The sequence below is a fragment of the Streptomyces sp. NRRL WC-3618 genome (assembly GCF_001280005.1).
Taxonomy (GTDB): Bacteria; Actinomycetota; Actinomycetes; order Streptomycetales; family Streptomycetaceae; genus Streptomyces.
Genome location: NZ_LGDW01000248.1, coordinates 53,600 through 77,829, shown reverse-complemented (window position 1 = coordinate 77,829; position 24,230 = coordinate 53,600). Strand labels below are relative to the sequence as shown.

Here is a 24,230-nt window from a genome sequence, read left to right as displayed (position 1 = left end):
CCAGATGGCCATGCCGCTCCGCCAGACCATCAAGGTCGCTACGTATTTGGCCGAACAGAAAATCCGTAAGCGGGACAAGTTCCCGCTGATCGTCGAACTCGAGCCGCTCTACGCCTGCAACCTGGCGTGCGAGGGCTGCGGCAAGATCCAGCATCCGGCCGGTGTGCTCAAGCAGCGCATGCCGGTCGCCCAGGCCGTCGGGGCGGTGCTCGAATCCGGGGCCCCGATGGTGTCCATCGCGGGCGGCGAGCCCCTGATGCACCCTCATATCGACGAGATCGTGCGGCAGTTGGTGGGCAGGAAGAAGTACGTCTTCCTCTGCACCAACGCCGTGCTGCTGCGCAAGAAGCTGGACAAGTTCACGCCCTCGCCGTACTTCGCGTTCGCCGTGCACATCGACGGCCTGCGGGAGCGGCACGACGAGTCCGTGGCGAAGGAGGGGGTGTTCGACGAGGCCGTGGCCGCCATCAAGGAGGCCAAGAGGCGCGGTTTCCGGGTCACCACCAACTCGACCTTCTTCAACACCGACACCCCGCAGACCGTCATCGAGGTACTCAACTACCTCAACGACGAGCTCCAGGTCGACGAGATGATGATCTCCCCTGCCTACGCCTACGAGAAGGCCCCCGACCAGGAGCACTTCCTCGGTGTCGAGCAGACCCGCGAGCTGTTCAAGAAGGCTTTCGCGGGCGGCAACCGGCGGCGCTGGCGGCTCAACCACTCCCCGCTCTTCCTGGACTTCCTGGAGGGCAAGGTCGACTTCCCGTGCACGGCGTGGGCGATCCCGAACTACTCGCTGTTCGGCTGGCAGAAGCCCTGCTATCTGATGAGCGACGGGTACGTGACGACGTACAAGGACCTCATCGAGAAGACCGACTGGGACTCCTACGGCCGTGGCAAGGACGACCGGTGCGCCAACTGCATGGCGCACTGCGGCTACGAGCCGACGGCCGTCATGGCCACCATGGGGTCCCTGAAGGAGTCCCTGCGCGCCATGCGCGAGACCGTCACCGGAAACCGGGAGTGACGTCGTGACCGCCGTCTCCCTGGGCGTCCCCGAGATGCCGCTCCGCCCGATCGCCGAGCGCCGGGTCACCCGGCGTATCGAGGTCGGGCCGGTGGCGGTCGGGGGCGGGGCCCCGGTGTCGGTGCAGTCGATGACGACGACGCGTACGTCGGACATCGGCGCCACGCTCCAGCAGATCGCCGAACTCACCGCGTCCGGCTGCCAGATCGTCCGCGTCGCCTGCCCCACGCAGGACGACGCGGACGCGCTGGCGACCATCGCGGCCAAGTCGCAGATCCCGGTGATCGCCGACATCCACTTCCAGCCGAAGTACGTGTTCGCCGCGATCGACGCCGGCTGCGCCGCCGTCCGCGTCAATCCCGGCAACATCAAGCAGTTCGACGACCAGGTCAAGGAGATCGCGCGGGCCGCGGGGGACCACGGCACGCCGATCCGGATCGGGGTCAACGCGGGTTCGCTGGACCGGAGGCTGCTCCAGAAGTACGGGAAGGCGACCCCGGAGGCGCTCGTGGAGTCGGCGTTGTGGGAGGCGTCGCTGTTCGAGGAGCACGGCTTCCGGGACATCAAGATCTCGGTCAAGCACAACGACCCGGTGATCATGGCGAACGCCTATCGGCTGCTCGCCGAACGGTGCGACTACCCGCTGCACCTGGGCGTCACCGAGGCGGGTCCCGCCTTCCAGGGCACCATCAAGTCGGCGGTCGCCTTCGGGGCGTTGCTCAGCGAGGGCATCGGCGACACGATCCGGGTCTCCCTGTCCGCGCCGCCGGTCGAGGAGGTCAAGGTCGGCATCCAGATCCTGGAGTCGCTGAACCTGCGGCAACGGCGGCTGGAGATCGTGTCGTGTCCGTCGTGCGGACGCGCCCAGGTCGACGTCTACAAGCTCGCCGACCAGGTCACGGCCGGCCTGGACGGCATGGAGGTGCCGTTGCGCGTCGCTGTCATGGGGTGTGTGGTCAACGGCCCCGGCGAGGCACGGGAGGCCGACCTCGGGGTCGCCTCCGGCAACGGCAAGGGGCAGATCTTCGTGAAGGGCGAGGTCATCAAGACCGTGCCCGAGTCGAAGATCGTGGAGACCCTGATCGAGGAGGCGATGAAGATCGCCGAACAGATGGAGCGTGACGGCGTCGCGTCGGGGGAACCGGCGGTCACCGTGAGCTGAACAGCACGGCTGACGAGTACGGAAGAAGAGGGGGCCCGAGCGTGACGATTCTGGAGAACATCCGGGGACCACGTGACCTGAAGGCGCTGTCCGAGGCGGAACTCGGTGAACTGTCCGACGAGATACGAGAGTTCCTGGTGCATGCGGTCGCCAGGACCGGCGGCCATCTCGGGCCCAATCTGGGGGTGGTGGAACTCTCCATCGCGCTCCACCGGGTCTTCGAGTCACCGGTCGACCGCATCCTGTGGGACACCGGCCACCAGAGCTACGTACACAAACTTCTGACGGGACGTCAGGACTTCTCCAAGCTGCGTGGCAAGGGTGGCCTGTCCGGCTATCCCTCGCGTGAGGAGTCCGAGCACGACGTCATCGAGAACAGTCACGCGTCCACCGCGCTGGGCTGGGCCGACGGGCTCGCCAAGGCCCGCCAGGTGCAGGGCGAGAAGGGGCATGTCGTCGCGGTCATCGGCGACGGCGCGCTCACCGGCGGGATGGCCTGGGAGGCGCTCAACAACATCGCGGCGGCCAAGGACCGGCCTCTGATCATCGTCGTCAACGACAACGAACGCTCCTACTCGCCGACCATCGGGGGACTCGCCAACCATCTCGCGACCCTGCGCACGACGGACAGCTACGAACAGGTGCTGGCCTGGGGCAAGGACGTGCTGCTGCGGACCCCGCTCATCGGCAACACCCTGTACGAGTCGCTGCACGGCGCGAAGAAGGGGTTCAAGGACGCGTTCAATCCGCAGGGCATGTTCGAGGACCTGGGGCTGAAGTACGTCGGCCCGATCGACGGACACGACATCGGGGCGGTGGAGTCCGCGCTGCGGCGCGCGAAGCGCTTCCACGGGCCCGTGCTCGTGCACTGCCTGACGGAGAAGGGGCGCGGCTACGAGCCCGCGCGCTCGCACCAGGAGGACCACTTCCATACCGTCGGGGTGATGGACCCGCTCACCTGCGAGCCGCTCGCGCCCTCCAACGGGCCTTCCTGGACATCGGTGTTCGGCGACGAGATCGTCAGGATCGGGGAGGAGCGGGACGACGTCGTCGCGATCACCGCGGCCATGCTGCACCCCGTGGGCCTCGGCAAGTTCGCCGAGCGGTTCCCCGACCGGGTGTGGGACGTCGGGATAGCCGAGCAGCACGCGGCCGTGTCGGCGGCGGGGCTGGCGACGGGCGGTCTGCATCCCGTCGTCGCCGTGTACGCCACCTTCCTCAACCGTGCCTTCGACCAGCTGCTGATGGACGTCGCACTGCACCGCTGCGGGGTGACGTTCGTGCTGGACCGCGCCGGAGTCACGGGAGTTGACGGAGCGTCACACAACGGTATGTGGGACCTGTCCATCCTCCAGGTCGTACCCGGCCTGAGGATCGCCGCGCCCCGCGACGCTGCCCAACTCCGCGCCCAGCTACGGGAGGCGGTGGCCGTCGACGACGCGCCCACCCTGATCCGGTTCCCCAAGGAGTCGGTGGGGCCGGCCATCGAGGCGGTCGGCCATGTCGGCGGGATGCATGTGCTGCACCGGTCCGAGGAGGCCGCCGACGTGCTGCTGGTGGCGGTCGGCGTGATGGCTCCGGTGTGTCTGCGGACCGCCGAACTGCTGGCGGCGCGCGGCATCAACTGCACGGTCGTGGACCCGCGTTGGGTCAAGCCCGTCGATCCGGCGCTGCCGGGACTGGCCGCCGGGCACCGCATGGTGGCCGTCGTCGAGGACAACAGCCGCGCGTCGGGCGTCGGCGCCGCGGTCGCGCTGGCGCTCGGCGATGCCGAAGTCGACGTACCCGTACGGAGATTCGGCATCCCGGAACAGTTCCTCGCGCACGCCAAGCGCGGTGAGCTGCTCGCCGACATCGGCCTGACACCCGTCGAGATAGCCGGACGGATCAGCGCCGGGCTGGCCGCCCAGGAAGAGCTGTCCCAGGGACTGCCTCAGGGCCTGCCCCAGGGGCAGGCCACGGGGAAGTCTTAGGGGAAATCTTAGGAGAGGCACGAATGACAACCGCTGAACCCGGTTCCCCGTCCGGGGAGTTCGACCTCGGCGCGCTGCTGGCCGAGCGCGGCGCCGAACGCTACGAGCTGCACGCCAGGTACCTCAACCACCAGCTCCCGCGCATGCTGCACACCATCGGCTTCGACAAGGTCTACGAACGGGCCGAGGGCGCGTACTTCTGGGACGCGGACGGCAACGACTACCTCGACATGCTCGCCGGGTTCGGGGTGATGGGGCTCGGCCGCCATCACCCCGTCGTCCGCAAGGCGCTGCACGACGTCCTCGACGCCCAGCTCGCCGACCTCACCCGCTTCGACTGCCAGCCGCTGCCCGGGCTGCTCGCCGAGCGCCTCCTCACCCACAGTCCCCATCTGGACCGGGTGTTCTTCGGCAACAGCGGCACGGAAGCGGTGGAGACCGCGCTCAAGTTCGCCCGGTACGCCACCGGGAAGCCACGCGTCCTGTACTGCGCGCACGCCTTCCACGGCCTGACCACCGGGTCCCTGTCCGTCAACGGCGAGGACGGCTTCCGGGACGGCTTCGCCCCGCTGCTGCCCGACACCGCCGTCCCCCTCGGTGATCTCGACGCCCTGGCACGGGAGGTGAAGAAGGGCGACGTGGCAGCCCTGATCGTCGAGCCGATCCAGGGCAAGGGCGTGCACGAGACACCCCCCGGCTATCTGCGCGCCGCCCAGGAACTGCTGCACCAGCACAAGGCGCTGCTCATCGCGGACGAGGTGCAGACCGGACTGGGACGGACCGGCGACTTCTACGCCTACCAGCACGAGGAGGGGGTCGAACCCGACCTGGTGTGCGTGGCCAAGGCGTTGTCCGGTGGGTATGTGCCGGTGGGCGCCACGATCGGCAAGGAGTGGATCTTCAAGAAGGTCTACTCGTCGATCGACCGCGTCCTCGTGCACTCGGCCAGCTTCGGGGGCAACGCCCAGGCCATGGCGGCGGGACTTGCCGTGCTGTCGGTCATGGAGAACGAGCAGATCGTCGCGGGCGCCCGGGCGACAGGGGAGCTGTTGAAATCCCGGCTGGCGGCGCTGGTCGACAAGTACGAGCTGCTGGCCGACGTACGCGGCCGGGGTCTGATGATCGGCATCGAGTTCGGGAAGCCCAAGTCTCTGGCGCTGCGCGGTCGTTGGACGATGCTCCAGGCCGCCCGGAAGGGGCTGTTCGCGCAGATGGTCGTCGTACCGCTGCTGCAACGGCACCGGATCCTGACGCAGGTCTCCGGCGACCACCTGGAGGTGATCAAGCTGATTCCGCCGCTGGTCGTGGGGGAGCGGGAGGCGGACCGGTTCGTGGACGCCTTCACCGCCGTGATGGACGACGCGCACGGCGGGAGCGGGCTGATGTGGGACTTCGGGAAGACCCTGGTCAAGCAGGCGGTGGCCAACCGATAGGACCGCTTTTGCCTCTGAGGCAAGAAAGTTGCCTCAGAGGCAAGCCTGCGGCTGAATGGAAGGCATGAGCTTTCCCGAAGCCGAACCGGTGCGGACGCCCGGAGAGGCCACCGAGCCGGTCGAGGATCTCCCCATTCTCGCACCGCGGCTGCGCGTGCTGCGCCGTCGGGCCTCCCTCACCCTGGAGGCCGCCGCCCGTGCCGCCGGGCTGTCGCCCGCACACCTCTCCCGCCTGGAGACCGGGCAACGCCAGCCCTCCCTGCCGATGCTGCTCGGGCTCGCCCGTATCTACGGCACGAGCGTCTCCGAACTGCTCGGTGAGACCGTCGCCGACCGGGACGCCATCGTGCGCGCCGCCGACATGGAGCCGACCGCCGCGGGCGGCTGGTCGTACTGGCAGGCCGGCGCGTCCGGACGCGGCATGCAGGCCCTGCGCGTCCATGTGCCGCACGGGGCCCAGGGCGACATCGTGCGCGTTCACCCGGGCGAGGAGTGGCTGTACGTCCTCACCGGGCGGCTGCGGCTGCGCCTCGGGGACACCGCGCACGTCCTCGCCCCCGGCGACAGCGCGCACTTCGACTCGCTGACCCCGCACCGCCTCGCCGCCGACGGCCCCGACGGCACCGATCTGCTCTTCGTCCACACCCTGCTGCAGAGCCCCACCACCGCTCTCTGCCTCGGCCCGACCACTGGAGTGACGCCATGAAGGACATGGAAGAGAGATTCCCCCGGGCCCTGTGGGTGCGGCTGATCATCTACATCGCGGTCGGGCATCTCTTCGCCGCCTTCATCTTCCTGCTCTTCGAGGTGGGCGCGAAGAAGTAGCGGCCGCGGACGGAGGGTTCAGTCGAGGAACCGCTCCCGCAGCCGCTCCCGTGTCTCGGGGGTGACGCCCAGCCCCCGTTCCAGATAGCGGTCGACACCGCCCCAGGTCTCCTCGACCATCTCCATGGCCGCCGTCAGATACTCGGGGCGGGTGCCGAAGAGCGGGTTGAGCAGCTCCAGGACCTCGGGGCTGTAAGCCTTGGCCGCGGAGCCGTTGCGGCGCACCTTGTAGCGCCGGTGCTGCGCGTCCGACTCCATGTAGTCGGCCACGATCGCGTCGCGCTCCACCCCGACGGCGAGCAGCGTCACCGCGATGGACAGACCGGCGCGGTCCTTGCCGGCCGCACAGTGCATCAGGGCCGGGACACTGTCCTCGGCCAGCGCGTGGAGCATCCGGGAGTGCTCGGCCGTGCGGTCCCTGACGATCTCGCGGTACGAGTTGATCATCCGCTGCTCGCCCTTGCCGTCGGCCAGGGCGCCGCGCAGCTCGTCGAGATCGCCGTCCCGGACCATCTTCCAGAACTCCGCCCCGTGCGCCGGGTCGGACAGCGGGATGTTCACGTTGCGCACGCCCGGCAGCTCGACGTCCGGCCCCTCCAGCTCGATGTCCGCCGCGTTGCGGAAGTCGAAGATCGTGTGCAGCCCGAGGGAGCCGAGAAACACCGCGTCCTCATCGGTCGCGTGGGCGAGATGACCACTGCGGAACAGCCGTCCGGGGGCCACGCGCCGACCGTCGACGGTCGGTAGTCCGCCCACATCACGGAAGTTTCGTACGCCGCCCAGCTCGGGCTCGGTCGACGGGACCTGCTGCGTCACGGGGGCTCCCCTCCCACGCCGCCCCGCGGACGCTGCTCGTCGACGGGCGCGCTTCGACGATACGACATGGGTGAGCAGGCCAAGGAGTTTTCCACAGGCGTTGCCGTCGGGTGCCCGAGCACTGATGATGTTGACGCTTGAGCGCGCCTGTTCGGATCTGTGGGGGCATGATGCTGGAAATCGCCGGAACCGGTCGTACCTGGCTTCTCTCGGGGCCCACGAGCAGTTACGCCGTCCATCTCACCGAGGACGACGAGCTGCTGCACCTGCACTGGGGCCCGCCCATCGCCCTCGCCGACGCGGAGGCGCTCGCCGTCCGGCCCCTGTCGCACTACTGGCCCTTCGAGGCGCCGCTCGACGGCCGTGAGGAATACCCGGTCGAGGGCGGCCCCCGCTTCGTACGCCCCGCCCTGTCCGTGCGGACCGAGGAACGCCGGGGCACCGAGTGGAGCTTCGAGTCGTACGAGACCGAGGGTGGCGCCGAGGGCGGCAACGAGGGGGAGGAACTGCGGCTGCGGTTCCGTGACGCCGGGCTGGCGATCACGCTGCACTACCGGATGCGCCATGACGTGGTCGAGCGCTGGGTGACCCTCACCCATGACGCGCCCGACACCACCGGCCCGCTGGAGCTGCTGCGCGCGGACTCCGCCACCTGGACGCTCCCCGAGCGCGACGGCTGGCACCTCTCCCAGCTGCACGGACGCTGGGCAGCCGAGTCCCGGCTCGTGAGAACGGACCTCACCTACGGTGAGAAGGTCATCGGCAGCCGGCGCGGTCACACCGGGCACCAGCATCTGCCCTGGGTGGCGCTCGACACCGACGCCACCGAGGAGCACGGCGAGGTGTACACGTGCGCGCTCGGCTGGTCGGGGTCGTGGCGGATCGCCGTCGCCCAGCTGCCGGACGCGCGCGTGCAGGTCACCGGCGGTGCCGGATACGACGACTCGGGTCTGCTGCGCCTGGCGTCGGGCGAGTCCTTCACCACGCCCGTCTTCGCGGGGCTGTGGACCGACGCGGGGTACGGCGGGGCCAGCCGGGCGTGGCACGCGTACCAGCGCGCGTACGTCGTGCCGGACGCGGACCGGGACCGGCCGGTGCTCTACAACTCGTGGGAGGCCACCGAGTTCGACATCTCCGAGGAGCAGCAGGGGACGCTGGCCCGGCGGGCCGCAGCGATCGGTGTCGAGCTGTTCGTCGTGGACGACGGCTGGTTCGGGGCCCGCACCAGCGACCGGGCCGGCCTCGGCGACTGGACGCCCAACCCGGACCGCTTCCCGGCGGGGCTGAGGCCGCTCGCCGAGTACGTGCACGCGCTGGGGATGCGGTTCGGCATCTGGGTCGAGCCGGAGATGGTCAACCCGGACAGCGACCTGTACCGGGCGCACCCCGACTGGGTGCAGTTCCAGCCGGGACGCAAGCGGACGGAGTTCCGCAATCAGCTCGTACTGAACCTTGCCCGCGAGGATGTCCGGCAGTACCTCTGGGAGCAGCTCGACGCGATGCTCTCCAGTGCCCCGATCGACTACGTGAAGTGGGACTTCAATCGCTGCTTCACCGACGCCGGCTGGCCCGGTGAGGACTACCCGCAGCGTCTGTGGGTCGACCACGTGCGCGGTCTGTACGCCCTGCTGGACCGGCTGAGGGCGGCGCACCCCGGTGTCGCTTTCGAGTCCTGCTCGGGCGGGGGCGGCAGGATCGACCTCGGGATCCTCGCCCGTACGGACCAGGTGTGGACCTCCGACAACACCGATCCGCTGGACCGCCTCGCGATCCAGGAGGGCTTCAGCCAGATCCACCCGGCGCGGGTCATGGCCGCCTGGGTCACGGACAGTCCGAACACGCAGCTCAACGGCCGGGTCAGCTCGTTGCGGTTCCGCTTCGTGAGTGCGATGGCCGGGGTGCTCGGCGTCGGCGGCGACCTCGCGAAGTGGACGGAGGAGGAGCTGGCCGAGGCCGGACGGTGGGTGGAGCTCTACAAGGAGATCCGGCCCGTCGTGCAGCGCGGCGACCTCTACCGGCTGCGGCGCCCGACCGGTGGACTGAGCGCGGTGCAGTACGTGCTCGGGGACGAGACCGTCGTCCTCGCCTGGCTCCAGGCGCAGCACCACGGCGAGCCGGTACCGGCGCTGCGACTGCGCGGACTCGACCGGTCGGCGACCTATGAATGTCGCGAAACGGGCGAAATCCACCAAGGCGCCGTGCTGTTGCACCACGGCTTGCGCACCGGACTCAAGGGTGACCTTGATGCGGCAGTTATCCGACTGCGTCGCATCTGATGCTTCTGTCCCTTATGGGGCCTTCGTTGCAACTCGCTCCGGAAGGAGGGTCGCTGTGAATCGGGCGAGTGAGCAGCGTCATATTAGTGACCGCGTGTCTCCGTCATGTGCACGTAATTTCAGCGTGTTGTAAGGGAGTTCGCGAGCCGAAAAGATCCAGAATTCACGGACGGTGACCGGGAATTCCGGGAAGGATCAACGGAAACCCGGACACAGGGAACCCGAGGCTTGTCTCCCTGCGTCGTGGTCGCTTACGTTCGCCACCCATCCGGACGGACGCCCAATCCTGCCGCCGCCCGGATCCCGCCTCGAACACCCGACCACGGCAGGAGCGGGGGACCCACAGGTAGAACGCCTGCTCCGGTCTCCGGAACAGGCTAGGGGTCAAGTCACGTCCAGGCGTGACCGGACATCTCCAGTCCGCACCCGACAGCTCACCTCGCAGGCGCCGGAGAAAGAATTCACCATGCCCGCGAAGGGTAAGCACCGCCGTCCGAAGTCAAAGCGTTTCACCCGTTCGATAGCAGTTGCCGGAACCGGCGGCGCGGCTCTCGCCCTGCCGTTGCTGGGAGCCACCGGCGCCCACGCGGCCACGGCGCAGTCCACGACCCAGTCCGTGTCGTCCCTTTCGGGAACAGCCAAGTCCATAGCCGCCGAAGCCGTTTCCGTGAAGACGGAAAAGGCCGCGAAGAGGTCGGGCGGCAGGACTTATTCGGTCCAGGCCGGCGACTGCCTCTCGAAGATCGCCCAGGAGCAGAGCGTCCGTGGCGGCTGGAAGAAGCTCTACTCGGACAACCGCACCGCCATCGGCGCCGACCCGGGCCTGATCCACCCCGGCCTGAAGCTGACGATCGGCAAGAAGGCCGCGTCGACCTGGTCGCACACCTCGACCTCCTCGCCTTCGACGTGGTCCACGAAGTCCTCGACGCCCACGCCGACGGAGACGTCCACGCCGACGCCCACGCCGACGGAGGCGCCCAAGCCGGCCACCGCGACCTCGACAGCGGCCGAGACCACCGACACCGGCAGCTCCAGCGGCTTCAACCTCCCCGTGGAAGGTGCCACCATCGGCACCGGCTACCACGTGGCCGGCAGCATGTGGGCCAGCGGTTACCACACGGGCGTCGACTTCATCGTCCCCACCGGCACCTCCCTCAAGGCTGTCGGCGCCGGCACGGTCGTCTCCGCCGGCTGGGGCGGCGCGTACGGCAACCAGGTCGTCATCCAGCTCGCCGACGGCTACTACGCCCAGTACGCCCACCTCTCCCAGCTCTCCGTCTCGGCCGGTCAGACCGTGACGGCGGGTCAGCAGCTCGGCCTCTCCGGCGCCACCGGCAACGTGACCGGACCGCACCTCCACTTCGAGATCCGCACCACCCCGGACTACGGCTCCGACGTGGACCCGATCGCGTACCTCCGCTCGAAGGGCGTCGCCGTCGGCTGACGCACGCTCACCGCGCGAACATCCACTGAAGGCCGGACCCCGATCCAGGAGTCCGGCCTTCGGCGTCTTCGCGTTATTCCGGATTGACCAATACTTGACGAGTGGCCTATCTCACCGCTAGTCAACCCCTTCCTACGGTCGCGTAGCTCACATCGGAAGGTGAATCATGGGCCGATGTGGCAGACGATTCGAAGAATGACAGCAGAGCAGTGATCGGGTCGTACGTGGCGGTGGGGGACAGCTTCACCGAAGGCGTCGGCGACCCAGGCCCGGACGGGGCGTTCGTCGGCTGGGCCGACCGGTTCGCGGTACTGCTCGCGGACCGGCGCCCGGAGGGCGACTTCCACTACACGAACCTCGCGGTACGCGGCAGGCTCCTCGATCAGATCGTGGCCGAGCAGCTTCCGCAGGCCAGGGAGCAGGCGCCGGACCTGGTCTCCTTCTGCGCGGGCGGCAACGACATCATCCGGCCCGGCAGCGACCCGGACGAGGTCGCCGAGCGCTTCGAGCGAGCGGTGATCAGCCTCACCTCGGTGGTCGGCACGGTCATGGTGACGACCGGCTTCGACACCCGCAACGTCCCGGTCCTGAAGCACATGCGCGGCAAGATCGCCACGTACAACGGGCATCTGCGGGCCATCGCCGACCGGTACGGCTGCCCCGTGCTCGACCTGTGGTCCCTGAAGACCATCCAGGACCGCAGGGCCTGGGACGGCGACCGCCTGCACCTGTCGGCGGAGGGGCACACGCGCGTGGCGCTGCGCGCGGGGCAGGTGCTGGGCCTGGAGATCCCCGCCGATCCGGACCAGCCGTGGCCTGCGCTGCCCCCGCGCGGCACGCTGGAGATCCGCCGCGACGACGTCCAATGGGCCCGCGAGTACCTGGTCCCGTGGATCGGGCGGCGCCTGCGGGGCGAGTCGTCAGGAGACGCCGTGACGGCGAAGGGCCATCTGTCGCCGGACGACATCAAGAGCCGCATCGAGCGAGTCGCCTGACACCCTCCGTCCAGCGCCGGGCGGGCGGGCATTTCAGCCCGTCCGGCGTTTGAGGACAAGGCCCGTTTCAGGGCCGGAGCGGGGGTCCGGGGGCGCAGCCCCCGGTCGACGACCACACCAACTCACCGACCCGAGGTCAACGCCCCCCGCTCAACCCCCAGTTCCCCAGCCAGCGCAGCGTCCACCCATTGCTCGGCCCGCGCCCGCGACACCCCGTCGTACGCCGTCATCTGGACCGCAAGCCCGTCCAGCAGCGCCGTGAGCCGCAGCGCCGTGCCCGTGGGGTCGGGGCACTCGAACTCGCCCGCCGCCACCCCCTCCGCGATGACCTCGGTGATCGCGGCCTTCCACCGCCGGTCCAGGTCGCCGGCGACCTCCCGCAGCGCCGGGTCGCGCAGGGACACCGCCCACCCCTCGATCCACAGCCGCCAGCCCTTGGCCTGCCCGGTCGGCGCGTACCAGCGCACGGCGGACCGCAGTCGGCGCAGCGCCGGGGAACGGCGGCCGAGCAGCTTGCCCAGGTGGGTGAGATCGGCCTCGGCCGCGTACCGGAAGGCGGCGGCGACCAGCTTCTCCTTGGTCGAGAAGTGGTACAGCACCAGCGCGTTGCTCACGCCGAGCACAGCGGCCACGTCGGCGATCCGCACCGCCGCCACGCCCCGCGCCTCGATCTGCTCGATGGCCGCGCGCAGCAACTCCTCGCGCCGCTCGGCCACGCTCAACCGCACTCTCGCCACCCGGCCACACTAATCCGCCGCCGGACACGATGTCGGGGCAGGTCGGGCAATGCCTGTAAACCAAGCCAATACGGCTGGTTCGCAGGCGAGGCCCTCCGTCGGACACCGTCACACCGTCATCACCGGTACCACCCGAACCGCTCCGCGATCACCGGCAGCCGGTCCTCGACGATCGCGTGCGCCGCCGCCCGCGGAGTCGTCCCGTCGGCCTCCGCGCGGGCGAGCACCTGGTCGATCAGGGCGCGCATCGAGCGCCGGGTGTACGCGAACGCCTCCTCGGCGTCGGCACCGATGTCCCCGAACAGCGTCCACCACCACCAGGCGTTCGTCCCGGAGTTGACGACCACGTCGGGCAGTACGACGATCCCGCGCGCGGCGAGCAGTTCCTCGGCCTCCGGCAGCACCGGCATGTTGGCGGCCTCGACGATCCAACGCGCGCCGATCTCCCGCTGGTTCACGGTGTCGACGGCGTACGAGACGGCCGCCGGCACCAGCACCTCCGCCGCCACCGACAGCCAGGCCTCGCCGGACAGTTCGCGGTCGTCGGCCCGCAGCACCGCGCGGTCCACCGTGCCGTACGCGTCCCGGGCCGTGAGCAGCGCCTCGATGTCGAGGCCCGCCGGGTTGGCGATCGTGCCCTTGACGTCGGCGACGGCCACCACCGTGAGTCCCGCGCGCGTGAGGAAGCGTGCCGTGGCCCCGCCCATCGTGCCGAGCCCCTGTACGGCGACCCGCGTCCCGGCGTACGGCACCCGGGCCCGGTCGAGCGCCGCGAGCACGGATTCCGCGACCCCGCAGCCGCCGACCAGCTCGTCGAGGCCGATGCCGTCCACCTCGACCGCGAACGCGTCCGCGAGCCGCTCCCGGGCCGCGTTCTCGTCGTCCAGCAGCGGATAGACGGCCTGGATCGACGACACGAGCCCGGCCTCGGCCGCCGCCCGGTCGACGAGATCCTGGGTGAGGCCCAGGTCCTCGCCGGTGGTCCAGACACTCTCGACGTACGGCCGCATCGCGCGCAGGTAGCGCACCAGCACGCCGTACGCCGCCGGGTCCCGGGGGTCGCAGTCGACACCGCCCTTGGCGCCGCCCAGGGGGACGTAACGGCCCTCGGGGTTGTAGTGCAGGGCCTCTTTCATGGTCATGCCCCGGGCGAGACCGGTGACCTCGTCCAGGGTGCAGCCCTCGCGCATACGCAGCCCGCCGCTGGACACGCCCCGCACCAGTGTGTCCACGACGAGGAAACCCTGACGGCCAGTGAGGTGGTCGGTCCAGGTGAGGGAGAGCAGGGGAGCGTCCTGAGGGGTTGCCATGCGCGCAATATACTGACTCGCCGTTCAGTTGAGTCCGTGGATGCGCCGCACGTGTGCGTGCGGCCACGTCGCGTCGCCTTCCGGAGCCGTTCGGCGTCGGAACCTTGGTCTTTCCTTGGAAAGACCCGGCTGCCCCGCGCATTCCTCCGGAGTGTCGTAGGCGGCGACCATAATGGAAATCCTGACCGACTCCACCTGGAGGTACCGTGACCGGATTTCCCCCTCCGAACTCCAGGCTGCGCGCACTGCGGCCCGAGGCCTTCGGTGCGGACCCGAATGGGGAGCGCCTGGCGCGGATCCGCAGATCGCCGCATTTCGCGGACGGTGTGTTCCAGAACCCCCCGGGCACCCCGAGGCCCGACGGCGCCATGCTCGAGTTCGCCAAGTCCTCCCTGCGTAAGGAGGACCGGGTCGGCCGCGCCCCGGCCGGCACGGTGCCGGTGCACGCCACGACGCTCGCCGACCTCGCCAAGCCTCCCGTCAGCGGTCTCCGGCTGACCTGGATGGGTCACTCCAGCGTGCTCACCGAGATCGACGGACAGCGCGTGCTCTTCGACCCGGTCTGGGGCGAGCGCTGTTCGCCGTTCGCCTTCGCCGGGCCCAAGCGGCTGCATCCGGTGCCGCTTCCGCTGGCCGCGCTCGGCCCGGTCGACGTCGTCGTCATCTCGCACGATCACTACGACCATCTGGACATGCCCACGATCAAGGCGCTGGCCGGCACGGACACGCTGTTCGCGGTGCCCCTGGGGGTCGGCGCCCACCTGGAGCGCTGGGGTGTGTCGGCCGGCCGGCTGCGCGAGCTGGACTGGCACGAGGCGACGAAGGTCGGCGGACTCACCCTGACCGCCACCCCGGCCCGCCACTTCTGCGGCCGTGGCCTGCGCAACACCCAGCACACCCTGTGGGCCTCCTGGGTCGTCGCCGGTGCGGAACACCGCGTCTACCACAGCGGCGACACCGGGTACTTCGAGGGCTTCCGGGACATCGGCGCCGACCATGGTCCGTTCGACGCCACGATGATCCAGATCGGGGCCTACAGCGAGTTCTGGCCCAAGGACCGCACGGACCGCACGCCGCTGCCGGGAGCCTGGCCGGACATTCACATGTCGCCGGCCAACGGGGTCCAGGCTCATCTTGACCTGCAGGGAGGCGGACCGGGCGGGGTTCTGCTGCCGATCCACTGGGGGACCTTCAAGCTGGCGATGCACGCCTGGGCGGAGCCGGGGGAGTGGACGAAGGACGCGGCCGAGGAGGCCGGCCAGGCGGTGGCGCTCCCGCGGCCGGGTGAGCCGTTCGAACCTGCGGGGAAGCTGCCCTCCGACCCTTGGTGGCGTGGGGTGTCCTCTCCTCTCGCTCACCCGTGGCGCCGGCCCCGGTCGACGCAGGCTGCCGCCGAGGCCCCCAGGCACGATCTCGACCTTGCGGGCGATCGATGACAGCGAGCGAGGAAGAGCGGCTCGTCGACTTCGTCCGGGACCCGCGTCAGTGGAACAGGCCCGAGGGCTTCGTGGCGACTTGGAGGACCATCGAGCAGCTCGTCCCTGCGCCTGTCGCGACAGTTCCGGTTCGCGATGTCGGGCTGATGCCCGCCGCGTGACCCGCCAGGCGCTCGGCCCCGCGTCGCCGCTGCCTCCCGCGCCCTGCTCCCGCGCGTAGGAGGCAGCGGCTCGGCATACGGTGGCGGACCGGGACCATGATCAGGTCTGCGGGCGCCCCTGATTCTGCTCTGTCACCGCGTAGCCGGGCACGGACGGCCACCGAACGGTCAGCACCACCGATTCTTCCTCTGCAAACCATGAGTGGTCGACTCCGCGCCCCCATACGACGTAGTCACCTTGCTGCTCCAGAAGGACGTTCCGGCCCGGGAGTTCGACACGGAAGCGCCCACTGATGAGAACAAGGAGAGCTGTGCGTTGCTCACCTTTCACCCACTGCGGGCGTTCATCGCCACGGCGGTGGACACCCCACTTGATCTCCACCGCCTCGCAGTGACGCGGATCGTCGACGTCCTTGAAGTGCCCCAGGAGCCACCCTCGGTCCAGTACCGCATCTTTGCTTGCGTTACCCACGTACACGCTGTCATTCACGTGGCGGGACGCTAGCAGCTGTTCTCGTGCGCGACTTCAGCGCTGTCGAAACAAACCGCGCCTGAAGGGAACCAGGAGGGGCGGAATTCCATCCGAGCCATTGCCGGTGTAATGACCTTCTGGCCATCCATCCGAAGCGATTAGGCCATCATCCCCAAAGCGGACATCGGATTCAAACACCTCCTTCCGTGCAAATGCTTTTTTGCGTTCAGCCAGCCCAACCTTTGCCTGAAGTTTGTTTTCTTGACACCTTCCAGATTTCTGGTCAGGATCGATCTCGACCGGTGGGGGCTTGCCGGCCTGGCGATTGACATTGCAAAGGCTCTTCGTTTGTGGTGCGAATTCGGGGGTGTTAGGAAAAGGGGTGAGCTGTGCGAATCGGACACTTCGGAGCTTATCTGGTGGCTGTCTTGTGTCTGGATTATGCCAGTGGCATCATCTCGCAGTAGCTTCGGTTTACCGTGAACGGTCATTCATGCGATCAATTTCCGTCGGCAGTCCAACCCGAAAGCACGTACACCATCGACCTGGGTACGCACTTGCCCCGGCGGCGGATTCGAGAGGATCGACATATTGAACGAGAGCATTGTCCAAACGCTTTCCCGCCTCTGGGAAGAAGCTCTCGGCGAGCCTGTCACCGATATTGACGCCGATTTCTTCGATCTCGGCGGTGATTCGCTCATGGCGCTGACAATCGCGACCCGCGCGATCGATGCGGGCCTGCCCATGCCGCGTTCCGGAGTTCTTCGGCGGAGCACTGTCAGACAGCTCGCGGAGGCGGTGGAAAAGCCGGAGCTCTTCGAAGAGGTCTGACCGAGGAGTTGCCGCGCAGGGGCGGACCCGCACCGCTACGGGGACTGTGTGTCGGTGGAGAGTGCCGGCAGATCGCGATGGAGCGGAATGCCCGGCCGGGCGAACACGTCCGGGTGGATCTGCTTCCGGCTCAGCACACCGGGCCCCACCGAGCGCTGCCCCCCCCCACAGCATCAACGGCGTGACGGGGTCAGGGCGTTGCCCGAAGTCAGCCTCTTTCGTCCGTCGGTCCGTCCCGGAGCCACCGTCCGCCAGGGAACTCCTCGCGGTCGGCTGATCCGTAACCCTCCCGCTGTGAACGGGGATCCCTCATGCCCAGAAGCCCCCTGCCTGCCACACTCGGCCTATCCCTCGACCTCCTGCGCGACCTGGTCCCCGAGCCTGGCGCGGCCCGCCCGATGGCCGCCCTGACGCTCGCTCAGTCGCTCGGCACAGGTCTGTTCCTCACGTCCAGCGTGATCTTCTTCACCCGGACCGCGGGATTCTCCGCAGACCAACTGGCATTCGCCATGTCGATCGCGGGCGTCTGCGGTTTCCTCTGCTCGATGCCGGTCGGCCGGATCGCCGATCGGTTCGGGGCAGGCGTTCCGCTGGCCATCAGCTACGCGTTGCTCGGCCCCCTGTTCTTCGTCTACCCCTTCGTTGACAACGTTGCCGAGTTCGCTGTCGTCGCGGCCCTGATCGGGGTCTGTGAAACCGGGGCCGGCGGCCCGCTGCGCGGCGCCCTGATCCACGCTCTGTTCGGCAAGGCCAAGGCCTCAGGGGTGCGCGCCCAGATGCGCAGCCTCTTCAATCTCGGCTTCACCGGCGGGGCGGCCATGGCGGGCCTGGCGCTGGCCGACGGCAGCCGATCCGCCTTCATCGCGGTCACCACGGCGAACGCGGTACTGCAGTTGAGCTGTGCCGTCATCGCCTTCCGGCTTCGGCAGCCGGCCGGGACGGAGCCCGCTCCGACGGCGCCCGCCAAACGGTCCTGGGCCGCGATCAGGGACCGGCGCTTTCTGCTCGCGACCGGGCTCAGTGGTCTGCTGGAGTTCTATCTGCCGGTCCTGACGGTGGGCATGCCGTTGTGGATCGTCCACCGGACCGGCGCCCCCGGAGCCCTGACGGCCGTTCTGATCGCGCTCAACACGATCATGGTGGTGCTCTTCCAGAGCGTCGCGAGCAGGGGCTCGGAAACCGTGCATGGCTCCGGTCGCCTGCTCGTACGGGCAGGAGTGCTGCTGGCGGTCGCCTGCGTGCTGTTCGCACTGTCCGGGGGCAGAGGAGCGATCTGGGCCACCGTGTTCCTGGTGCCCTCGCTGATCGCGCTCACCCTGGGCGAGCTGGCCCAGGCATCGGGCAGCTGGGGACTGGCCTTCGCCCTGCCACCCCCCGACCGCATGGGCGAGTACCAAGGCGTGTTCGCTCTCGCGCGGGGCCTCCAGCAGTTTCTGGGCCCCGCTCTCATCACCGTGCTCACGATGAGTCTCGGCGCCACCGGCTGGCTGATCCTGGCCGCGCTGTTCCTCGTCACCGGCCTTGGCGCCGGGTGGGCCTTCACCCGAAACACCCCATTGGACCCGGCGGCATCCCTTGATGTCGCCGTACCGGAGGAGACCTTATGATCCGCAACAGCTACCCGTCGTTCCGGCAGGTCCTGGCCGACAACCCCCTCACCAGGATCGCCGGTGCGCACTCCTCCCTGGGGGGCCGCATCGCCGAGCAGAGCGGCTTCCAGGCCGTGTGGGCGTCGAGCTTCGAGATCTCCGCGGCGCGCTGCCTCCCCGACGCCAGCCTCCTGAGCATGACGGACTATCTGGAGGCGGCCGCCCACATCCAGAAGGCGCTCTCCGTGCCGGTCGTCGCCGACTGCGACACCGGCTTCGGCAACAGCATGAACGTCGCCTACATGGTGGCCGAGTACGAGAGCGCCGGCATCACCGCGGTGAGCATCGAAGACAAGATCTTCCCGAAGATGAACAGCTTCGCCACCGCCGATCACGCTCTGCTGGACGTGAGCGCCTTCGCCCACAAGATCGAGACGGCGAAGAAGGCCCAGCGGACCGACGACTTCTTCGTCATCGCCCGCACGGAGGCGATGATCAGCGGACTCGGTGTCGACGAGGCCCTCGAGCGGTGTAGCGCCTACGCCGACGCCGGCGCGGACGCGGTGCTCGTCCACTCGAAGCAGAAGACCAAGGACCAGGTCCTCGAATTCCTCGGCCTCTGGAACGACCGGCTGCCCGTCGTCGTGGTACCCACCACCTACCCCGACTGGCACGCGGACGACGCCCGGGCCGCGGGTGTCTCGGCCGTCATCTACGCGAACCAGGGGCTGCGCGCGACGATCACCTCGCTGCGCTCCACCTTCCAGTCGATCTACGAGACGGGCCACACCGCTCACCTGGAGGACAACATCTCCGGGGTCAAGGACGTCTTCGACCTCCAGCAGCTCGACGAGTGGCAGCAGCTCGGCGTCTGACAGCCGTATTCCCCCACTCGTATTCCCCCACTGCCCGACGTTCCATCTGACGTTCCATCAGGCATGACCAGAAAGGGACATAGTGTTGTTGCAAGACGTGGCGCTGGTGCGATCTCAGGCGGCGCGGGCCCGCGCGCTCGCGCTGACCACCGTCAGCCAGGCCGGCATCGGCCATATCGGTGCGGATCTGTCCGCCATGGACATCCTGTGCGCCCTCTACTTCGGCGTGCTTCGTGGCGGACCCGACGACGCGGACCGGGACCGGTTCATCCTCAGCAAGGCACACGCCTCCGCCGCCATGTACAGCGTGCTGGCGTTGAAGGGCCTGCTCCTGCAAGAAGAACTGGCGACCTTCGGCGGCCGGAACTCGCGCCTGAGCACCGTGGTTTCCACCCGAGTGCCCGGCATCGAGTTCAACACCGGCTCACTCGGCCACGGCCTCTCCCTCGGCGTCGGCTCCGCACTCGGCGCCCGTATCCAGGGCTCCACCCGACGAACCTTCGTCCTGACCGGCGACGGCGAACTCCAGGAAGGCAGCAACTGGGAAGCCGCCATGCTCGCGGCCTCCCGCAACCTCGACACCCTCGTCGCGGTCGTCGACCGCAACCTCGCCCAAAAAGGCGCCAGCACCGAAGACGTCAACGCCCTGGAACCCCTCGACGAGAAATGGCGCTCCTTCGGCTGGGAGGTACGCACCGTCGACGGACACGACATGCACGCCCTGCTCGACGTGTTCCGCTCCGCGCCGCTCACCGCCGGCAAACCGACCTGCGTCATCGCCTCCACCACCAAGGGCAAGGGCGTGTCCTTCATGGAACGCAACCTCGAATGGCACAGCCGCCGGATCACGCCGGAACTTCTACAGCAAGCGCTCCAGGAGCTTGAGGAGGCCCCCAATGACTGACTGCGCCACCGCGTTCTCCGCCGCCCTGCTCGAGCTGGCACACAAGGACGAGCGGATCTGCGTCGTCAACAACGACTCCGCCGAGACCCACTCCGCACTCGGCTTCCAGGCCGAATTCCCCCACCGCTTCATCGACGTCGGTATCGCCGAACAGAACCTGGTCGGCGTCTCGATCGGCCTCGCCAACAGCGGCTTACGCCCGTTCGTCTACTCCGCCTCCTGCTTCATGGCCTCACGAGCCCTCGAACAGATCAAGAACGCCGCCTACACCAACGCCAACGTTGTCTTCTGCGGCTTCGTCAGCGGACTCGCCTACGGCGCACTCGGCGGCACCCACCACGCCGTCGAAGACCTGGCGTGGATGCGCGCCATCCCCCGTATGAAGGTCCTCGCACCGGCAACCCCCCGCGACACCGTGGCCGCACTCGACGAAGCCCTCACCCACGACGGCCCGGTCTACATCCGGATCGTCAGCAAACTCCACACCCCCGAACTGTTCCCGCCCGACCACACCTTCAGCTTCGGCGGATCAGCCCAGCTGCGTGACGGCACCGACGTCACCCTGATCGGCAGCGGCCTGCTCACCACCAGACTCGTCGAGGCCGCCCACCTCCTCGCCGAGGACGGCGTCGACGCCCGCGTCCTGCACCTGGGCTCCATCGAGCCGATCGACGCCGAGGCCATCGCCACAGCGGCCCGCGAGACAGGCCGACTCGTGGTCGCCGAGGACCACGTCATCAACGGCGGCCTCGGCGGCGCGGTCGCCGAAGTCGTCGTACGCACCACCCCCGTACCCGTCCTGCAGATCGGCATACCGCAGGTCTTCGCCCCCATCGGCCCCGCCGAATTCCTCTACGAGCACTTCGGGCTGACGGCACAGGCACTGGCGCAACGGGTACGGCAGTGGTTGCGATGACCATGCGCGTGGCCGACTACGTGGCCTCCTACCTGCATTCGCTGGGTGTCCGCACCTGCTACAGCCTCTCCGGCACCGGCTCCATCCACCTCGACCACGCCTTCGCCCGGCAGCCCGACCTGCTCTGCGTCTGCGCCCGGCACGAGACCGCGGCCGCCCTGATGGCCACCGGGGCGGCCAAACTCACCGGCGACCTCGCAGTCGCCCTGGTCACCAGCGGCCCGGGCGCGGTCAACGCCCTCGCCGGACTCGTCGACGCCTACGCCGACGGCGTCCCCGTCCTGGTCATCTCCGGCCAGGTCGAAACCCGCCACATCGACGACGACGCCCGGTCCTTCGGCGTCCAGGGATTCGCCGTCGTCAACAGCGCCCGCAACATGACCAAATACGCCGCGGTGGTCGAACAACCCTCCGACATCCGGGCCCACCTGGACCGGGCGGTCCGTGAAGCGCTCGCGGGCCGGCCGGGCCCGGTCTGGCTGGACATCCCGCTCGACGTGCAAGCGGCCCAGATCGACCCGGCGGCCCTGCGCGAGGCACCGTCCGCCGCGGACGAACCGAGGGGCGCTGGTGCGCGGCAGGCCGCCCGGCAGATCATGGCCATGCTGCGCTCCGCCGAACGGCCGCTGGTCATCGCGGGCCAGGGGATCAGGCAGGGCGCGGCCGAGGAGCAGTTCCGGACGCTGATCGAGCGGCTGCGGCTGCCGGTGGTCGCCTCCCGGCTGGGCAATGACCTGCTGCCGTACGACTCGCCGCTGTGGTTCGGCCAGGGGGGCATCCGAGGGCGCCTCTACCCCAACCTGATCATGGCTCAGGCGGATCTGGTCCTCACCCTCGGGTCCAGCCTGTCGACCGCGTTCGTCGGCGAGGACGCCGACAGCTTCAACCCCGACGCGACGGTCGTCGCGGTGGACATCGACCCGTCCCAGTTGAAGAAGAAGGGCGTACGCATCGACTTCCCGGTGTGCATGGACGTACGCGACCTGCTCGACGCGCTGCTCATCGAGTCGGCGGAGTCGACCGAGCCGGCCGCGAGCGAACCCTGGCTGGCCACCTGCGCCGAGCTGAAGGAGGCGCATCCCACGATCGCCGGCGGCGAGCTGCGGGAACCCCTCAACTCGTACCGCTTCGTCGAGCGGCTGGACGCGCACACCGGCCCCGGCCATGTCTTCGTGGTCGACACCGGAAGCGCCTACTACGTGACCGGCCAGACCCTGGAGTTCGCCGCCTCGCAGCGGGAGATCACTTCCGCGGCGTTCCTCAACATGGGCGCGGCGGTACCCATGGCGGTGGGTGCGGCGTTCAGCAGGCCCGACTGTCAGGTGCTGGTGCTCGTGGGTGACGGAGCGATCGAGCTCAACATCCAGGAGCTGGCGACCATCAGTCAGTACTGCCTGGACATCAAGGTGTTCGTGTTGAACAACGGAGGTTACGCCTCGATCCGGGAATCGCACGAAGCCCTGTCCGAGGGCCCCGCACCGGAGGAGCCGGAGGCGCTGGACTTCCGCGTCGTGGCGAAGGCGTTCGGCCTGCCGTACCGCAAGCTGGAGCGCGCCGCCACGCTCGACGCCGACCTCGCCGGGCTGTTGGCGCACCGGGGCCCCGAGCTCATCGAAGTGATGTGCGACCCGAAGCAACTGCTGCTGCGCCCCCTGCGGGCCGACGGCGGCGTACGGGCCCATGACGGCGCCTCCCGCGTACGACCGGTGGGGGAGCTCAATCATGCGTGAGTCGATGCCGGTCTCCTGGAACCAGCGGCACCGCCTGGGCCAGACCCTGGAGGATGCCGAGGGCGGGGTCTTCAACCCCCACCACGCCACCCTCCCCATGGCGTTCACCGGGCCCCTGGACCTGGCCGCCATGAACAGGGCCTGGCACGCCCTGCAGCGGCGCCACCCGGTGCTGCTCAGCGGTTTCGACCTGGACGCCATGGTGTGGCACATCGGGCTGGCCGATCCGGTGGACCTCCAACAACTGGCCACCACCGGGACCGAGGACGCCGATGTGGCGGCTCTGAGGGCGGCCTGCGCGGCCCCCTTCGACCTGGAGCGGGGCCCGATGGCCCGGCTGCTGGTGATGGGCCGCCCCGACGAGGAGACGTACTTCGCCTTCGTCGCCGAACACCTGGTGAGCGACGGGTGGTCGCTCAACGTGCTGATGCGCGACCTGTCGGCGCTCTACGCCGCCGAGCGCGACGGCTCGGGGCTCGAACTGCCGCCCGCCCAGATGACCTTCCCCGACTTCGTCCGGCGACAGAACCGGATGATGGACTCCCCTGACGGGAAGCAGGCCCTGGAACGGCTGGCAGCGAGGCTGAGCGGAGTCGGGGCGATCCCGGTCATGCCGATCTCCGGTTTCAGCGGGCACTCGCCCGTCCGCTACGAGGCGAAGGACGGGTTCAGCCGCCGGTTGCCGCTCGACGTCTGCCAGAGCCTGGGTACGGTGGCCAGGCCGCTGCGGATGACCGCCCTGAACCTCATGCACGCCGCGCTGCACCACTCGCTGTTCACCCTTTCCGGCAGCGAGTCGGTGGCCACCACGCTCTCGACCGCCAACCGGGAGCTGCCCGAACTGCACCAGACCACGGGCTGGCTGGCGAGCAAGGCCGTCCTGACCAGCGAGCCGGGGAGCCGGCCCGACGCGGACGACTTCCTGCGGCACTTCCGCCGGCGGATGCTCGCCACCCTGGACGACGGCCACGTGCCCTGGCCCGCGCTGATCGACCGGATGGACCCGGACGCCGTGGGACGGCAGTCCCGCGTCCCGTACGTCACCTTCAACGCCCGCCCCCTCGGCATGCGCAAGACGGTGGGCACCGTCCAGATGCCCGGAGTGCGGAGCCGGCCGCTGCCGATCTCCGTGGGCTGGCACGACGCCTCGATCGCCACCTTCTGGGTCGAGGACGAGGACGGCGTGACGGCGACCGTCAACTTCAAGACCGACTGGTATGCGCGAGGAGACGTCGAGGCCCTGTGGGACGGCGTCGACGCCCTGCTGCGCACCTGGTCCACCCAGCGCCGCTGACGGCGCGTTCCCTGTTCCGTAGAG

The 24,230-nt window shown here is 69.1% G+C and carries 21 protein-coding genes and 1 riboswitch; of the genes, 17 read left to right on the top strand and 4 right to left on the bottom strand.

Features of this window, described 5'->3' with window-relative positions:
- Positions 1-4 precede the first annotated feature (4 nt).
- The 6 genes from hpnH (at position 5) to ADL01_RS21785 (ending at position 6,420) form a co-directional block, all read left to right on the top strand.
- Positions 5-1,027 carry an adenosyl-hopene transferase HpnH gene (gene hpnH, locus ADL01_RS21810; RefSeq protein ID WP_053743718.1) on the top strand — a complete coding sequence of 341 codons (1,023 nt, stop codon included), beginning with the start codon at positions 5-7 and terminating at the stop codon, positions 1,025-1,027.
- Between the two features lie 4 nt (positions 1,028-1,031).
- Complete coding sequence (gene ispG / locus ADL01_RS21805; protein WP_053743717.1) at positions 1,032-2,189, top strand: flavodoxin-dependent (E)-4-hydroxy-3-methylbut-2-enyl-diphosphate synthase; 1,158 nt, start codon at positions 1,032-1,034, stop codon at positions 2,187-2,189.
- A gap of 41 nt (positions 2,190-2,230) precedes the next feature.
- Positions 2,231-4,162, top strand: coding sequence for a 1-deoxy-D-xylulose-5-phosphate synthase (dxs, locus tag ADL01_RS21800; RefSeq protein ID WP_053743716.1), 1,932 nt, complete (start codon positions 2,231-2,233; stop codon positions 4,160-4,162).
- A 23-nt stretch (positions 4,163-4,185) separates the two neighbouring features.
- On the top strand, positions 4,186-5,595 hold the full coding sequence (locus ADL01_RS21795; protein ID WP_053743715.1) for an aspartate aminotransferase family protein: 1,410 nt from the start codon (positions 4,186-4,188) through the stop codon (positions 5,593-5,595).
- A 64-nt stretch (positions 5,596-5,659) separates the two neighbouring features.
- A complete protein-coding gene (locus tag ADL01_RS21790) occupies positions 5,660-6,301 on the top strand; it encodes a helix-turn-helix domain-containing protein (protein ID WP_053743714.1) in 642 nt (213 codons plus the stop codon).
- Positions 6,298-6,420, top strand: coding sequence for a DUF6126 family protein (locus ADL01_RS21785; protein ID WP_053743713.1), 123 nt, complete (start codon positions 6,298-6,300; stop codon positions 6,418-6,420). Before ADL01_RS21790 ends, ADL01_RS21785 begins: the two co-directional genes overlap by 4 nt.
- Positions 6,421-6,438: 18 nt before the next feature.
- On the opposite strand, the gene ADL01_RS21780 is transcribed toward ADL01_RS21785, so the two are convergent.
- Complete coding sequence (locus ADL01_RS21780) at positions 6,439-7,236, bottom strand: tyrosine-protein phosphatase (RefSeq protein WP_053743712.1); 798 nt, start codon at positions 7,234-7,236, stop codon at positions 6,439-6,441.
- A 170-nt stretch (positions 7,237-7,406) separates the two neighbouring features.
- On the opposite strand from ADL01_RS21780, the gene ADL01_RS21775 reads away from it, so the two are divergent.
- The 3 genes from ADL01_RS21775 to ADL01_RS21765 all read left to right on the top strand — a co-directional run bounded on the left by ADL01_RS21775 (position 7,407) and on the right by ADL01_RS21765 (position 11,951).
- Positions 7,407-9,512 (top strand): alpha-galactosidase, encoded by a 2,106-nt coding sequence (locus tag ADL01_RS21775; protein ID WP_053743742.1) that lies wholly within the window; start codon positions 7,407-7,409, stop codon positions 9,510-9,512.
- Between the two features lie 303 nt (positions 9,513-9,815).
- Positions 9,816-9,975, top strand: a riboswitch (cyclic di-AMP (ydaO/yuaA leader).
- A 3-nt stretch (positions 9,976-9,978) separates the two neighbouring features.
- The gene (locus tag ADL01_RS21770) at positions 9,979-10,956 is read left to right on the top strand and encodes a M23 family metallopeptidase (RefSeq protein ID WP_053743711.1); all 978 of its coding nucleotides are present in this window, start codon (positions 9,979-9,981) and stop codon (positions 10,954-10,956) included.
- Positions 10,957-11,165: 209 nt separating this feature from the next.
- Entirely contained in the window at positions 11,166-11,951 is a 786-nt protein-coding gene (locus ADL01_RS21765) for an SGNH/GDSL hydrolase family protein (protein ID WP_053743710.1), read from the top strand.
- Between the two features lie 122 nt (positions 11,952-12,073).
- Here the strand turns inward: ADL01_RS21765 and ADL01_RS21760 are convergent, their stop codons facing one another.
- The gene (locus tag ADL01_RS21760) at positions 12,074-12,688 is read right to left on the bottom strand and encodes a TetR/AcrR family transcriptional regulator (protein WP_199834884.1); all 615 of its coding nucleotides are present in this window, start codon (positions 12,686-12,688) and stop codon (positions 12,074-12,076) included.
- Positions 12,689-12,807: 119 nt separating this feature from the next.
- Positions 12,808-13,998 (bottom strand): Glu/Leu/Phe/Val dehydrogenase dimerization domain-containing protein, encoded by a 1,191-nt coding sequence (locus ADL01_RS21755; RefSeq protein WP_053743708.1) that lies wholly within the window; start codon positions 13,996-13,998, stop codon positions 12,808-12,810.
- 206 nt (positions 13,999-14,204) lie between these two features.
- On the opposite strand from ADL01_RS21755, the gene ADL01_RS21750 reads away from it, so the two are divergent.
- A complete protein-coding gene (locus ADL01_RS21750; RefSeq protein WP_053743707.1) occupies positions 14,205-15,434 on the top strand; it encodes an MBL fold metallo-hydrolase in 1,230 nt (409 codons plus the stop codon).
- Between the two features lie 261 nt (positions 15,435-15,695).
- Here ADL01_RS21750 and ADL01_RS42385 read toward each other — a convergent pair whose 3' ends face one another.
- Entirely contained in the window at positions 15,696-16,085 is a 390-nt protein-coding gene (locus ADL01_RS42385; protein ID WP_078960682.1) for a signal peptidase I, read from the bottom strand.
- Positions 16,086-16,658: 573 nt separating this feature from the next.
- On the opposite strand from ADL01_RS42385, the gene ADL01_RS21740 reads away from it, so the two are divergent.
- The 7 genes from ADL01_RS21740 (at position 16,659) to ADL01_RS21710 (ending at position 24,206) form a co-directional block, all read left to right on the top strand.
- Entirely contained in the window at positions 16,659-16,898 is a 240-nt protein-coding gene (locus ADL01_RS21740; protein WP_053743705.1) for a phosphopantetheine-binding protein, read from the top strand.
- A 311-nt stretch (positions 16,899-17,209) separates the two neighbouring features.
- Entirely contained in the window at positions 17,210-18,505 is a 1,296-nt protein-coding gene (locus ADL01_RS21735) for an MFS transporter (RefSeq protein WP_078960680.1), read from the top strand.
- Entirely contained in the window at positions 18,502-19,362 is an 861-nt protein-coding gene (locus tag ADL01_RS21730; RefSeq protein ID WP_053743703.1) for an isocitrate lyase/phosphoenolpyruvate mutase family protein, read from the top strand. The genes ADL01_RS21735 and ADL01_RS21730 overlap by 4 nt, the downstream gene beginning before the upstream one ends.
- Before the next feature lie 85 nt (positions 19,363-19,447).
- A complete protein-coding gene (locus ADL01_RS21725) occupies positions 19,448-20,266 on the top strand; it encodes a transketolase (RefSeq protein ID WP_199834883.1) in 819 nt (272 codons plus the stop codon).
- Positions 20,259-21,182: a transketolase family protein gene (locus ADL01_RS21720; RefSeq protein WP_053743701.1), complete on the top strand. Its 924-nt coding sequence runs from the start codon at positions 20,259-20,261 to the stop codon at positions 21,180-21,182. The genes ADL01_RS21725 and ADL01_RS21720 overlap by 8 nt, the downstream gene beginning before the upstream one ends.
- Positions 21,179-22,912, top strand: coding sequence for a thiamine pyrophosphate-binding protein (locus ADL01_RS21715; protein WP_078960679.1), 1,734 nt, complete (start codon positions 21,179-21,181; stop codon positions 22,910-22,912). Before ADL01_RS21720 ends, ADL01_RS21715 begins: the two co-directional genes overlap by 4 nt.
- Entirely contained in the window at positions 22,905-24,206 is a 1,302-nt protein-coding gene (locus tag ADL01_RS21710) for a condensation domain-containing protein (RefSeq protein ID WP_053743699.1), read from the top strand. The genes ADL01_RS21715 and ADL01_RS21710 overlap by 8 nt, the downstream gene beginning before the upstream one ends.
- The last annotated feature ends 24 nt before the right edge of the window (positions 24,207-24,230 follow it).

Coding starts and splice junctions, on each gene's coding strand:
- ADL01_RS21775 (WP_053743742.1), top strand. CDS start 7,407: ATGCTGGAAATCGCCGGAACCGGTCGTACCTGGCTTCTCTCGGGGCCC.
- hpnH (WP_053743718.1), top strand. CDS start 5: ATGGCCATGCCGCTCCGCCAGACCATCAAGGTCGCTACGTATTTGGCC.
- ADL01_RS21785 (WP_053743713.1), top strand. CDS start 6,298: ATGAAGGACATGGAAGAGAGATTCCCCCGGGCCCTGTGGGTGCGGCTG.
- ADL01_RS21790 (WP_053743714.1), top strand. CDS start 5,660: ATGAGCTTTCCCGAAGCCGAACCGGTGCGGACGCCCGGAGAGGCCACC.
- ADL01_RS21720 (WP_053743701.1), top strand. CDS start 20,259: ATGACTGACTGCGCCACCGCGTTCTCCGCCGCCCTGCTCGAGCTGGCA.
- ADL01_RS21730 (WP_053743703.1), top strand. CDS start 18,502: ATGATCCGCAACAGCTACCCGTCGTTCCGGCAGGTCCTGGCCGACAAC.
- ADL01_RS21770 (WP_053743711.1), top strand. CDS start 9,979: ATGCCCGCGAAGGGTAAGCACCGCCGTCCGAAGTCAAAGCGTTTCACC.
- ADL01_RS21735 (WP_078960680.1), top strand. CDS start 17,210: ATGCCCAGAAGCCCCCTGCCTGCCACACTCGGCCTATCCCTCGACCTC.
- ADL01_RS21715 (WP_078960679.1), top strand. CDS start 21,179: ATGACCATGCGCGTGGCCGACTACGTGGCCTCCTACCTGCATTCGCTG.
- ADL01_RS21755 (WP_053743708.1), bottom strand. CDS start 13,998: ATGGCAACCCCTCAGGACGCTCCCCTGCTCTCCCTCACCTGGACCGAC.
- ADL01_RS21710 (WP_053743699.1), top strand. CDS start 22,905: ATGCGTGAGTCGATGCCGGTCTCCTGGAACCAGCGGCACCGCCTGGGC.
- ADL01_RS21795 (WP_053743715.1), top strand. CDS start 4,186: ATGACAACCGCTGAACCCGGTTCCCCGTCCGGGGAGTTCGACCTCGGC.